Consider the following 13,100-nt stretch of genomic DNA (forward strand, 5'->3'; position numbering starts at 1 on the left):
TAAGTTTATGTGAATGAAAACTAATTATCGGTCTTGTTGCTTAAATTTTGTTAACTTTGAATTGTAAAAATCGAAAATGAACCAAAAAAAGATTCTATTAATTGATGATGAACTGGATATTCTGGAAATTCTTTCATACAATTTAGAAAAAGAAGGCTATGACATATATACTGCCACAAACGGTAACGAAGGTATAGAAAAAGCCAAAGAAATTATCCCGGATCTTATTTTATTAGATGTCATGATGCCCGAAAAAGACGGCATTGAAACTTGTCAGGAACTCCGAAAAGTAAAAGAACTTCAAAAAAGTCTTATTGTTTTTCTTTCTGCAAGAAGTGAAGAGTTTTCTCAGTTGGCAGGCTTTCAGGCAGGTGCCAATGATTACATCGTAAAGCTTATTAAACCCAAAATTTTAATTTCTAAAGTAAATGCATTATTACAACTGACTTCGCAAGTCTCTGATAATGCAAAACTGATCGAGGTGGGAGACCTGATTATCGATAAAGATAATTTCAGAGTTTCAAAAAGCGGACAGCAGTTTTTACTTCCAAAGAAAGAATTTGATTTACTTTATCTTCTGGCTTCTAATACCGAAAAAGTTTTCAAAAGAGAAGAAATTCTTGAGAAAGTCTGGGGTAATGATGTAATTGTGGGGGAAAGAACCATCGACGTTCATATCAGAAGGTTAAGAGAAAAATTGGGAATCAATACCATTCAGACTTTAAAAGGAATAGGATATAAGCTGATTGTTTAATTCAAAAATACTACCTTTACTTATATAACCCATAAATTTTGTAAAATTGAAATTTTACAGACTCAGTTTCATCTCCTCGTGTCTCTTGACTTTGGTCATGCTTATTTTAGTCATCATATTTGATGCGCTTCATGACCGCTATTACCACAATTCGGTTTTCATAACCGGGATTGCGGTTAGTGTTTTGATCATGTTCGTGATCAATTATGTTGTACTCGAGTTGCTTTTTAATTATTATGCAAAAAAGCAGGTACGAAACATTTCCAAAATTTTGCCGGAAGAGATCGTCTATGATAATCAGGAAAATATTACTTTAAAAGAATTAGGCGAAAGGTTTTCAGATTTCAACCAACAGAAAGTCACCGAAATGGAAGTGATGAAAAAAATGGAAAGCTACCGTAAAGAATACATCGGGAACGTTTCTCATGAGCTTAAAACACCGTTGTTTTCAATTCAGGGATATGTTGAGACATTGAGTGAAGGCGGAGTGGAAAATCTGAATATCAGAGATAAATATCTCGAAAGGATAGGTATTTCAGTGGAAAGATTGATTGCCATTGTTAATGATCTGGATATGATTAACCGGCTTGAGGCGGGCGAAATTAATCTTACCGTATCAAAATTTGATGTCAATATTCTCGTAAAAGAAATTTTCGACCTTCTTGACCTGGAAGCTGAAAAAAACAATACCGTTCTACAGCTTCAGACTTTACACAGCCAGATCTTTGTGGAAGCAGACAAACAAAAGATTTCCCAGGTTTTCATCAATCTTATTTCAAACGCAATCCATTATGCCAACAGACAGGAAGCAAAGGTTGTTGTAAAAACCAGTGTTCTTAAAAATAAAGTACTCATCGAGGTTATTGACAACGGCATGGGAATCAAAGAAGAGCTTTTGCCAAGAATCTTCGAACGCTTTTACCGTGTAGAAACCAGCCGAAGCAGAAGACAAGGCGGTTCAGGTCTTGGACTTGCCATCGTAAAACATATATTGGAAGCTCATAATGAAAACATTACGGTAGAAAGTGTATATCTGGAGGGAACCAAATTTAGTTTCATGCTCGACAAAAGCAAATAGGTCCCTTAGAATGTAATCAAAAAAAAATTCTAAAAAAGTATTAAATATTCTTTTCTAAAATCTCATTTATTATATATTTGCAACAGAAATTGATCAATTAAATTAAGGCAAAAATAGAAATTGGAATAGTAGTATGGTTTACAAAATCCGTGTAATATTAGATACAAAAGAAGATATTTTCCGTGATGTTGAGATTAAAGGAAAACAAACACTCTGGAACCTTCATTTAGGAATCAAAAGTGCTTTCAACCTTAGTGGTGATGAGCTTTCTACTTTTAATCTCCTTGAAGAAGATGGTACGATCGTGAAAAGTGTTCCTCTGGAAGATATGAGTGATGAAGGTGATGGCGAAATTATGTCAGACGTTTACATCGATGAAGCATTTGAGGCAACAGGTGACAAAGCGCAGTTCCAATACGGTCTGCTGGATTTATGGGAATTTTTCTGCGAGCTTGTAGAGGTAATAGAAGAGACGAAAGGGGTAAATTATCCAATTACAGTATACAGATTCGGGAATGCTCCTCTGAAAGCTCCAAGCAAAAGCGGGAGCGGCTCAGGATCAAAAAATAAAAAATCTGCAATGCCTTTGATAGATGATGATTTTGGTTTTGAAGATGATTTTGGTGTGAGCAATAACTTTGCAGACGAAGATGATGATACCTTTGATGATGAAGAAGATGATGACTACAACGATGATGTCTTCGATGACGAAGATGACAGCGATGATGATAGAGTATAAAAAAATGGAACCCTGAATTTTTTAATTCAGGGTTTTTTATTCAGGTAGGTCAGATGATAATTTTAACTGTATTTAATAGACTTTACCGGAGATATTTTACTGATCAGGTAGCTCGGAATAATCAATGCCAATCCTGAAATCAATAAAATTCCTGCAGATATTGAAAGAATCATTACAGGATTCAAATCGACAGGTACTGTACTCACGTAATAATTTTCAGGATTTAGTTTGATAATTCCAAAAAACTTCTGGATTAATAAAAGCCCTAAACCGATCGCATTTCCATAAAGCAACCCCGGAACCATAATAATCAAGGTGTAATTAATAAAAGTTGCTCGAATTTGGGCATTGGTTGCGCCCAAGGTTTTCAGTAAGCCGATAGAATTTGTTCGTTCAATAATCAAAATAAGAAGAACCATAATGATATTGATGATGACTACAATCAGCATGATAGAAATGATTAAGGCAATATTTACATCAAAGATGCTGATCCAGTCGTTGATCTGTGGGAATTTATCGGTTGCTTTTTCAGCATAATTTTTATAGCCGATCAGTTTATCAATATCGGCAGAATCTTTATCGATATCATCTACATTTTTAAAGAAAATATCAATTCCGCCAATATCTTCCGGAGCCATATCCTGAATTTTTCTTACATGATTCACATCACCAATCACAAACTGATCGTCAATCATCTTAATATCCGTCTTATAAATTCCAACGATCTGAAATTTTCTGTAGATCTGCCTCTGATCTTCTTTTGCAAAGACTGTCACAATGCTGTCGTTAACTTTCAGATGAAGGTCACTCGCTATTTTTTCAGAAATGGTAACGCCATTATTGTAACCTTGCTCGGTAATTTGGGGTGTTTTGCCTGCAATCAGAAATTTTTTAAATCTTAAACTGTCAAAATCTTTTCCCACACCTTTAAAGATGATTCCTGCAAAGCTATGTTCGTTACGCATGATTCCTGTCACCATTGCATATTTCTGCACACTTTCCACATCATCAAGTTCTTTCAGTTTTTTAATGTTTAAACCTTGATTATCAAGTATGGAAGTATTATATGAAGAATTTGAACGGGTAGATTTTACGGTAATATGTCCGCTGAAATCTGCCAGTCGCTCTTTGATTGCTTTTTTTGAGCCGAAACCTGTGCAAACAGTAATTAAAGAAACAATGATTCCTAATGCCACAGAAAGTCTGCCGATGAAGATGATCACCCGGGATAGGTTATTTTTGTTATCTTTGGAAAACGCTATTTTTCTAGAGAAATATAAAGGAAATTTCAAGCTTATGAATTTAGATTTCAAAATTAAAACTTTAGTTCTTATTTGCCTAATTTTTTTAGGAGTATTCAGTCCATATTATTCTCAGAACCAAGATCAGGATTGCTTCAAAGCCGGTGCAGACAGACCTGAGTTATATTTACCGGTACTAAAAGGTAAAACCATAGGAATTGTGACCAACCAAACCGGTTTGATGAAAGATAAAACTCATGTGGTTGATTATTTAGTAAAAAACGGAATCAAAATCAAAACAATTTTTGCTCCCGAACATGGTTTCAGAGGTGATGCAGATGCAGGTGAAAAAGTAAAAAACGGAGTAGATGTAAAAACAGGAATTCCTATCATTTCACTTTACGGGGCTAATAAAAAGCCAAGACCTGAGCAATTGAAAGGTTTAGATATTGTGTTGTTTGATATTCAGGATGTTGGAGTTCGATTTTACACTTATATCTCTACGTTGACTTATTTAATGGAAGCCGGAGCTGAAAATAATGTTGAGATTTTAGTTTTAGACAGACCCAATCCGCATGACGGATATATTGACGGACCCGTTTTAAAGAAAAAATGGGAAAGTTTTGTCGGAATGCACGAAGTTCCCGTTGTTTATGGTTTAACAATTGGCGAATATGGAAAAATGGTTAACGGCGAAAAATGGCTGAAGAATGGAGTACAGGCGAAATATACCTTAATCCCGATGCAAAAATATCATAAGCAAAAACGTTACGCTATCTTAGATAAGCCTTCTCCTAACTTACCCAACGACAAATCGATCAATCTATATCCGAGCTTATGTTTCTTTGAAGGAACGCAGGTTTCTGTAGGTAGAGGAACGGATATTCCTTTTCAGGTGTACGGTTCACCCTGGACGAAAGACTTGCCTTATAAGTTCACCCCAAAACCGAATTTTGGAGCGAAAGATCCTTTTCTGAACGGAAAATTATGTTACGGTGAAGATCTTTCGAATTATTCCAAAGATTTAAAAGAATTAAATGTAGAATGGCTGCTCAAAGCTTACAAAAATTATAAAAACCCTCAACAGGATTTTTTCCTTAAAAATCTTTTCTTTGATACTTTGGCAGGAAGTGATGATTTAAGAAAACAAATCGTTGCCGGAAAATCTGAAGCAGAGATCAAAGCCTCATGGAAATCTGATCTTGAAAAATTCTCAAAAATCAGAAGTAAATATGTGATTTATGAAGATTAAAGATGTGAATTGTCAATGGCTTTGTCGGGCGATTTTTAAAATTTACCAGTCTGAGGGACTTCAAGATGATCATTCACCATTTGTCAATCAAAATTCTGTGGCGGATTTTTATCATCTTTCCCTTTATTCAAAATAAAAAGTCCGATTGACAAACCAATGACTCCCGCAAAAGCAGTCATCAATGCCCGTTCTAATTTATCAGCTTCTTTATTGCCTAAATAATTCATAAGGAAAAGAATGGCAAAAGTAATTGCAGAGATAATAATGTGGTTTTTACCGAAAATTTTCATGATATTATTTTAGTCTGTAAGAAATCATTACTCCTCCTCTGTACGGAATAATTTCACCGCTTCTGTTATAGCCATCCGCACTATCGTATCTTTCACCGGTTCCACGAACGTATCCTTTATAAAAATCTTGCGAGGTTCCAATTCCTGCAAAAATGTCCATATTCCAATTATCTGCTAATCTAAACTGATAACCTCCTTCGACTCCAAAAAGAAAAGAAAATCCTTTTTGATAAAGTTGAGAGTTGATATAAGGTGTTGGAAGTCCTGCTTGAGCATCAACAAAAGGTCTGTCATTCCAATAATTAGGTTTTTGTACTATATATGCTCCAAAAGAAACATTACCTCCTATATGCCATCCTTTAAAAGCTTCTTTAAAATAATATCTTCCTTCAACAGTTCCCATATAAATCTGTGCTTCATGTCCTGCAAAAGATTTCCAGGGAGATATTAAAACATCACCTTGCAGGGTAAATTTATTATTAAGCTGGTATTCTAATCCTGCATTAACTACTCCGATAGGAATAAGCAAAGCATTACCTTTTATATAAAGTTTTTTTTCAGATTTTGAATCGTTTTCCAACGTTTGGTTTTCCTGAGCATATATATTTATTATTGAAAATAAACTTAATGCAATAAAAATTTTATTTTTCAAACTGTTTCCTATTTGATTTTATTTAATAATTCTTTTGCTAAAGATGCATCTTTTCCGGCTTGCTCAGCCATAGTTTTAGACATTTCCGCATAATTTTTAGCGATATCAGTAATGCCAAGATTAAAATAAATTTTTGCTAAAATATAAGTGTTTTCAGCAGTTTCACCTCTCATTACGGATTTTTCTGCCCATTCTGCCGCTTTCTTAAGAGAAGATTTTGTTCTGATGTGATCAGAGAAAATCCAGGCTGCTTTTAAAAGTTCGTTGGGTTCAAATGAATCTGCATTTTTATAATAATCTAAAGCAGCTTTTTCATATTCTGGGAAATTTGCATTTTGCTCATAGTAACTCAATTTTGTCTGATTGAGTTTAAGAATCGCTGCTTCTTTTCCTACCAAAGGCTCTGCAGTTTTCATGAAGTAATCTTCATTGATTTTTTTATTCTTGTCGTCAATAGATTCCTGAACAACTTTAGCTAAAACCAATTGATTATTAAATTCTTTATAATTTTCTTCGGGTAAAAACTTTATAATGTCTGCCTTTTGAGAAACAAAGGTTTTATAATTAATATCTTCTGTTGATTTTAAGAAATATAAAAGAAATCCTACATCTTCTTTTGTAAATTCGTCTGTATTTTTTCTGTTTGCAAAATATCTTTCAGATGCTTGTTTTGCAAATTCATAATCAGTATTTGAATTTAGCTTCATAATGTTAATCAGGAAATCACGGTCTTTTTCTCCTTTGGCAAAACGTTCTTTCAGTGAGCCTTTTTTATTGTTGGGAGAATTAATATCCTGCGCCATTGCCAGAAAAATACCTTCTTCCATATAGCCGTAATTTTGAGAAACCAATTCGCCGTCACCATTCAGGAATAAATAAGTAGGATAAGAACGCACACCGAATTTCTGTGCAACCTCTTTTCCTTCACCTTTTTCCATGTCAATTCTTGCATTGACAAAATTTTTATTGTAAAAATCCCCGACAGATTTTTTTGTAAAAACATTTTTTTCCATCATTTTGCAGGGACCACACCATGAAGCATAGGCATCAATGAATACGAGTTTGTTCTCCTTTTTTGCTTTTGCAATGAGATCTTTGAAGGGGATGTCCTGAAACTGAATCTCGTCCTGAGCAAATGTAAGTATGGTGATAAAAATAAATAATCCGGAGATGATCTTTTTCATTTTTCTGTTATAAATTTAATAAGCGAAGATACTTAATTTTGATTTATTGGAAATGTGAAAATCTCTTAAAATTATCAGGGTGAATTTTAAATAAAAAACCACCTCATAAAAGGTGGTTTTGTGGTTTCTCCAGGAATCGAACCAGGGACACATGGATTTTCAATCCATTGCTCTACCAACTGAGCTAAGAAACCAATATGTTTTTATTTGATTTACTTCGTTGTTTAAAGTGGGTGCAAAAATATAGTTTTTTATGATACTGAGCAAATAATTTTTATAAAAATTATTAAAATAAAAAACCACCTTATAAAAGGTGGTTTTGTGGTTTCTCCAGGAATCGAACCAGGGACACATGGATTTTCAATCCATTGCTCTACCAACTGAGCTAAGAAACCAATATATTTTTGTTTGTTCTACTTCGGTGTTTTAAAGTGATGCAAAAGTAGTAAGTTTTGATATATGAAGCAAGTATTAACGGTTTTTTTTTAACAAAAATTAAAAACTTACTGATTTTCAGGAGTATTATTTTCCTGCTCCTTTCTTATCTGCTCGCTCATTTCTTCTAATACAGGTTTTATCGTGCTTTCGGGAAGATCGCTTATTCTGATATACATCAATCCGTCAATAGCATCATTGAAGTTTGGATCTACATTGAATGCAATCACTTTCGCATTTTGCTTGATGTATTTTTTAATTAAAACTGGCAATCTCAATTCCGGCTCAAGGTCGTCGATGATCTTATCAAGTTTATTAAGATCAGATTCCATTTCATCGAAAAATAGATTTTTGTCTCTGTCACGGAGCTTTACTTTATATTCATTTCTCGGAGTAATATACTGTGCCACAGCAGAATCGTAATAATTTGAACGCATAAACTCGATCATTAACGATTTTGAAAACTCTGAAAATTTATTAGAAATACTTACTCCTCCCATCAGAAATTTATGGTCGGGATTTCGAAGACAAACATGCACGATTCCTCTCCATAAAAGGAAAAGCGGAAGCGGTTTCTGCTGATATTCTTCACAGATGTATGCTCTTCCCATTTCAATGACTTTTTTGAAGAATGGATGGATGTCCTGCTCAAACTCAAATAACGAACTGGTGTAGAATCCTTTGATTCCATATTTCTTCATCACATCCTTACCTAAAGCCATTCTGTAAGCTCCGGCAAGTTTTTCAGCAGCATTGTCCCAAAGGAAAAGATGATGATAATGCTTGTCGTATTCGTCCAGATCAAAAGGTAAATTACTTCCTTCGCCAACCGCACGGAAAGTCAGTTCTCGCTGCCTCCCGATCTCTCTCATCACAGAAGGAATCTGCTCATAAGCTGTGAAATAAATCTCGTAATTACCATTACTGAAAAGCATTTTGTCGGTACCTTTCAACTTGTTAATATCTTTTAAGATATCTTCTTTCGGGGTTTCATCGATAATATTCTGAACGATATTTTCTTCTCTTAATAGCTGAAATTTTAATGATAAATTTTTAAGGTTAATAACCTGCGCAAGAGATTTTCTTTTTTCATAATAAGATTTCATCATGTAAACCTTACGCCTCAGAAATTCTCCCAATTCTTCGATAGTTTCCATATCATCCATTGCCTTCACGGTAATGGGTTTTCCTATTCTTATTCTGATGGGTTTTTCCCTGTCATTCATCATTTCTGCAGGAAGCAGCAGCGTCTGTAAATTTGGATGTATTTTTGAGACCTGATAAAAAAGTGTACTGTTTTTTGCATGAAAATACATCGGGACAACCGGAACCTTTGCTATTTTTATCAGTTTTAATGCCGGTTTTTCCCATTCTTTATCAAGAATTTCTCCGTAAGGATTATTTTTATTGGATACCTCACCTGCCGGGAAAATTCCTACGCAGCCACCATTTTCAAGATGTTTCAACGTTTCGCGCATTCCCGTAGAGCTGTTGCGGATTTCTTTTCTCCCTTCAAAAGGATTTACGGGAATTACATAGGGCTCCATCGGTTCTATTTTCTCTAAAAGAAAATTACCCATCACTTTAAAATCGGGACGTACTTCTGATAAGACTTTGCACATCAGAATTCCGTCAATTGCCCCAAGCGGATGGTTTGAAACCAGAATGAAGGGACCCGTCTTTGGTATTTTTGCCAGATCTTCGGCAAAAGCGATATAACTTAAATTCCTTTCTCTAACAAATGAGTCGAAAAAATCTTTGCCTTCCTTCTCTCTTAGCTTGTCATACAGTCTGTTTACTTCATTTATTTTGGCAAGGCTCATCACTGCGGACGCAATAGGATTCTTGAGAAATCCCAGTTTATTTAAGCCCGAAGCTTTGATTAAATCATTTTTCGAAATTAAGCTCATGTGTTTTTAGTCGTCATTAGTTTTATTGTGTTACCATCTGAAGCGTATTTTTTGCAATCTGCTCCAATAATACACTTTTTTCCTGGTAAAATTTACCGATGTTTTCCATTTTTGCGTTTCTCACCGTAAATAAAGATACATTTTTTATCACATCGGTTTTAAATACTTTCTGAAGTTCTTCATTTAGCTCATCAATTTTCAAAAATTTGTCTTCCAGACATAAAGCTAACGAAATTGCGGAGTTCTGCATCAAAGAAACTTTGATTTTGTATTTGGATAAATATCCGAAAACCAGACTCATATGATCTTCCGCAATGAATGAGAAGTCTCTTGTTGATATTTTCAGGAGTGTTTGATTTTCTTTTAAAATATAAGATTCTTCATTTTGATTTTTTTCAGAAGCTCCTACTTTTGTTCCGTCTTTTGTAGGATCTACAAAAGATTTTACGTAAAAAGGAATGTTTTTCTGCTGTAATGGCTGTAATGTTTTCGGGTGAATAATACTTGCGCCGTAATAAGCCATTTCAATAGCTTCTTCATAGGAAATATTTGAAAGCAAAGAAACGTCTTTGAATTTTCTCGGATCGCCCGTCATCACTCCCGGAACATCTTTCCAGATGGTCATTGCTTCGGCATTTAAGCAGTATGCAAAAATTGCAGCAGAATAATCTGAACCTTCTCTTCCTAAAGTTACTGTGAAATTATTATCGTCTGAACCAATGAAACCTTGGGTGACGTAAGAGATTGCAGGATTTAAAGTCGAAATAAATTCTTCTGTTTTCTGCCAGTTAACAATTCCGTCTCTGTAAGAATCATCAGTTTTGATATAATCTCTTGCATCCAGCCATTGATTGGTAAACTGATTGTCGTTCAGGTATTCACTGACAATTTTAGTAGAGATCATTTCCCCGCAGCTCACCACCTGATCGTATACGAAATTGTAATTCGGAGACTTGTTTCTTCTTAAAAATGAAACAATATCATCAAAGAAAAGGTTGATTTCTTCAAAAACCACATGATCGTTCTGGAACAGTCCCTTCGCTATTTCTATGTGTTTCTGTTTTATTTTTTCAATTTCAGTTTGATAGTCTTCTTTTTTAAAATAGAGTTCTACTACTTTCTCCAGCTCATTGGTCGTTTTACCCATAGCCGAGATGACAAGGAGACATTTCTCAAAGCCCTGGCTTTTTAAAACCATAGATACATTTTTTACGCTTTCGGCATCTTTTACGGAAGCTCCACCAAACTTGAAAATTTTCATTCTAAGATTACTAATAAAATTGTTAGATAAATAAAATTTTTTGAATCGACAAAATTATAAATTTACAGTGAGATATGAAAGAGCACGATTTGGTGATTCATAATTATGGCATAATTGTTTAAAATCCTTGTGTTTAAGGTTTAATGTTTTGTAATTCAGTGGTTTATATGATTTTAAAGAAAATTCTTTCAGGTCGGATAATTTTTACGAAATTTGAAGCAAACGTAAAAGTATAAAAATGTCAGATCAACCATTACAGACCTTAGGAGAATTTTTAATTGATAAACAGGAAGATTTCCAGTATTCCACGGGAGAATTTTCACGTCTTCTAAGTGCGATAAGACTGGCGTCAAAAGTTGTCAACAGAGAAGTAAACAAAGCCGGAATCGTAGACATCACCGGTGCTGCCGGAAACCAGAATATTCAGGGAGAAGAGCAGCAAAAGCTTGATGTCATTGCCAATGATATTTTTATAACGGCATTATCACAAAGAGAAGTTGTATGCGGTATTGCTTCAGAAGAGAACGATGATTTTATCGATATTAAATGTGGAGAAAACGGCCATCTGAGCAAATATGTGGTTTTGATCGATCCTCTTGACGGTTCTTCAAATATTGACGTAAATGTTTCTGTAGGAACTATTTTCTCAATCTACAGACGGGTTACCGAGCCGGGAACACCAGTGCAGTTACAGGATTTCTTACAAAAGGGAATCAATCAGATTGCTGCAGGATATGTAATTTACGGTTCGTCAACAATGATTGTTTATACGACAGGAAATGGTGTTAACGGATTTACTTTAGACCCGTCTTTAGGAACTTATTATCTTTCTCATCCGAATATGACTTTCCCAAAAACAGGTAAAATATATTCCATCAACGAAGGAAATTACATCAAATTTCCTCAGGGAGTAAAAAATTATTTGAAATATTGTCAGATGGAGGAAGGTGACAGACCTTATACATCAAGATATATTGGTTCTTTAGTGGCTGATTTCCACAGAAACATGTTAAAAGGAGGAATTTATATGTATCCATCTTATTCTCAGGCACCAAACGGAAAATTAAGACTATTGTATGAGTGTAATCCAATGGCATTTTTGGCGGAACAGGCAGGAGGAAAAGCTACAGATGGTTTCAGAAGAATCATGGAAGTTGAGCCGACCGAGCTTCATCAAAGAATACCATTTTTCTGTGGAAGTGTTGATATGGTGGAAAAAGCGGAAGAATTTATGCGAATTGACAGCGTAAAATAAATGAGAGCAGAATATTACAGATATCTACTAAAATTCAAACGCCCGAGTGGAACATCTCGTGGCGTTTTGTATGAAAAAGAAACCTTTATTCTGGAAATTTCAGAGGGTGGGAAAAAAGGAATAGGGGAGTGCGCAATTTTCAGAGGACTGAGTTTTGATGACCGACCGGATTATGAAGAAAAATTGAAATGGTTGTGTAAAAATATTCAAAAAGATGCCGAATTTTTAAATCAGGAATTAAAAGAGTTTCCTTCAATCTGGTTTGGATACGAGCAGGCTGTTTTGAATTTAAAGCACGGTGAAAATCTGTATTTTCCAAGTGAATTTACGGAAGGGAAATCTTCAATCATGATCAATGGTTTGATATGGATGGGAGATATTGGTTTTATGAAAGAGCAAATTCAGGAAAAACTTGAAGATGGATTTCACTGTATTAAATTGAAAATCGGTGTAGACTGGAAATCTGAACACTTAATTCTTCAAAAATTAAGAGAAAAATTCTCCAAAAATCAATTGGAACTTCGTGTTGATGCAAATGGTGGGTTTTCTAAGCAGGAATCTCAACTTGTGCTGAAGCAATTGTCAGATTTAAATATCCATTCAATCGAGCAACCGATAAAATCTGGAGATTGGCAAAGCATGGCTGAACTGTGTGCCGAAACGCCAACCCCCATTGTTCTCGATGAAGAGCTTATAGGAATTATAGATTCGAATAAAAAGAAAGATCTTTTAGAAACAATCAGACCTCAATACATTATTTTAAAGCCGTCATTAATCGGAGGTTTTTCTGCTTGTGATGAGTGGATATTTTTAGCCGGACAAAAAAATATCGGATGGTGGGTTACTTCTGCTTTAGAAAGCAATATAGGATTGAATGCAATTGCACAGTATACATTTACTAAAAACAGCGAAATGCCACAAGGTCTGGGAACCGGAAGTCTATTTACCAATAATTTTGTCAGTCAGTTAGAGTTAAATAAAGATCGGTTATCTTTTAAAATAAAGTAGTTTTTTAATCTATAATTCAGGTTGAAATTAAACTTAATGTG

The 13,100-nt window shown here is 34.6% G+C and carries 12 protein-coding genes and 2 tRNA genes; 6 read left to right on the forward strand and 8 right to left on the reverse strand.

What is annotated here, in order from left to right:
• Positions 1-76: 76 nt before the first annotated feature.
• The 3 genes from AC4FQ5_RS11585 (at position 77) to AC4FQ5_RS11595 (ending at position 2,571) form a co-directional block, all read left to right on the forward strand.
• Positions 77-754 (forward strand): response regulator, encoded by a 678-nt coding sequence (locus AC4FQ5_RS11585; RefSeq protein ID WP_267598687.1) that lies wholly within the window; start codon positions 77-79, stop codon positions 752-754.
• Positions 755-800: 46 nt separating this feature from the next.
• A complete protein-coding gene (locus tag AC4FQ5_RS11590) occupies positions 801-1,832 on the forward strand; it encodes a sensor histidine kinase (protein ID WP_491143457.1) in 1,032 nt (343 codons plus the stop codon).
• 133 nt (positions 1,833-1,965) lie between these two features.
• Positions 1,966-2,571, forward strand: coding sequence for an IS1096 element passenger TnpR family protein (locus AC4FQ5_RS11595; RefSeq protein ID WP_491143459.1), 606 nt, complete (start codon positions 1,966-1,968; stop codon positions 2,569-2,571).
• Positions 2,572-2,633: 62 nt separating this feature from the next.
• On the opposite strand, the gene AC4FQ5_RS11600 is transcribed toward AC4FQ5_RS11595, so the two are convergent.
• Positions 2,634-3,863 (reverse strand): ABC transporter permease, encoded by a 1,230-nt coding sequence (locus AC4FQ5_RS11600; protein ID WP_491143461.1) that lies wholly within the window; start codon positions 3,861-3,863, stop codon positions 2,634-2,636.
• Positions 3,864-3,867: 4 nt separating this feature from the next.
• Between AC4FQ5_RS11600 and AC4FQ5_RS11605 the strand changes: the two genes are divergently transcribed.
• Positions 3,868-5,064 carry an exo-beta-N-acetylmuramidase NamZ family protein gene (locus AC4FQ5_RS11605; protein ID WP_491143463.1) on the forward strand — a complete coding sequence of 399 codons (1,197 nt, stop codon included), beginning with the start codon at positions 3,868-3,870 and terminating at the stop codon, positions 5,062-5,064.
• Between the two features lie 83 nt (positions 5,065-5,147).
• Here the strand turns inward: AC4FQ5_RS11605 and AC4FQ5_RS11610 are convergent, their stop codons facing one another.
• The 7 genes from AC4FQ5_RS11610 to AC4FQ5_RS11640 form a co-directional block, all read right to left on the reverse strand.
• Complete coding sequence (locus AC4FQ5_RS11610; RefSeq protein ID WP_491143464.1) at positions 5,148-5,354, reverse strand: hypothetical protein; 207 nt, start codon at positions 5,352-5,354, stop codon at positions 5,148-5,150.
• A gap of 4 nt (positions 5,355-5,358) precedes the next feature.
• Positions 5,359-6,006, reverse strand: coding sequence for a DUF3575 domain-containing protein (locus AC4FQ5_RS11615; protein ID WP_491143466.1), 648 nt, complete (start codon positions 6,004-6,006; stop codon positions 5,359-5,361).
• An 8-nt stretch (positions 6,007-6,014) separates the two neighbouring features.
• Positions 6,015-7,190 carry a thioredoxin family protein gene (locus tag AC4FQ5_RS11620; RefSeq protein WP_491143467.1) on the reverse strand — a complete coding sequence of 392 codons (1,176 nt, stop codon included), beginning with the start codon at positions 7,188-7,190 and terminating at the stop codon, positions 6,015-6,017.
• 121 nt (positions 7,191-7,311) lie between these two features.
• Positions 7,312-7,384: transfer RNA gene (locus AC4FQ5_RS11625), tRNA-Phe, on the reverse strand.
• A 128-nt stretch (positions 7,385-7,512) separates the two neighbouring features.
• Positions 7,513-7,585, reverse strand: a tRNA-Phe gene (locus AC4FQ5_RS11630).
• Between the two features lie 108 nt (positions 7,586-7,693).
• Complete coding sequence (locus AC4FQ5_RS11635) at positions 7,694-9,535, reverse strand: bifunctional lysophospholipid acyltransferase family protein/GNAT family N-acetyltransferase (protein ID WP_491143469.1); 1,842 nt, start codon at positions 9,533-9,535, stop codon at positions 7,694-7,696.
• A 22-nt stretch (positions 9,536-9,557) separates the two neighbouring features.
• On the reverse strand, positions 9,558-10,796 hold the full coding sequence (locus AC4FQ5_RS11640; RefSeq protein ID WP_491143471.1) for an aspartate kinase: 1,239 nt from the start codon (positions 10,794-10,796) through the stop codon (positions 9,558-9,560).
• Between the two features lie 238 nt (positions 10,797-11,034).
• Here AC4FQ5_RS11640 and fbp point away from each other — a divergent pair, with 238 nt between their 5' ends.
• On the forward strand, positions 11,035-12,051 hold the full coding sequence (gene fbp, locus AC4FQ5_RS11645) for a class 1 fructose-bisphosphatase (RefSeq protein WP_300353243.1): 1,017 nt from the start codon (positions 11,035-11,037) through the stop codon (positions 12,049-12,051).
• The gene (locus AC4FQ5_RS11650; RefSeq protein ID WP_491143474.1) at positions 12,052-13,059 is read left to right on the forward strand and encodes an o-succinylbenzoate synthase; all 1,008 of its coding nucleotides are present in this window, start codon (positions 12,052-12,054) and stop codon (positions 13,057-13,059) included.
• Positions 13,060-13,100 lie beyond the last annotated feature (41 nt).

The organism is Chryseobacterium sp. DT-167 (assembly GCF_058310155.1).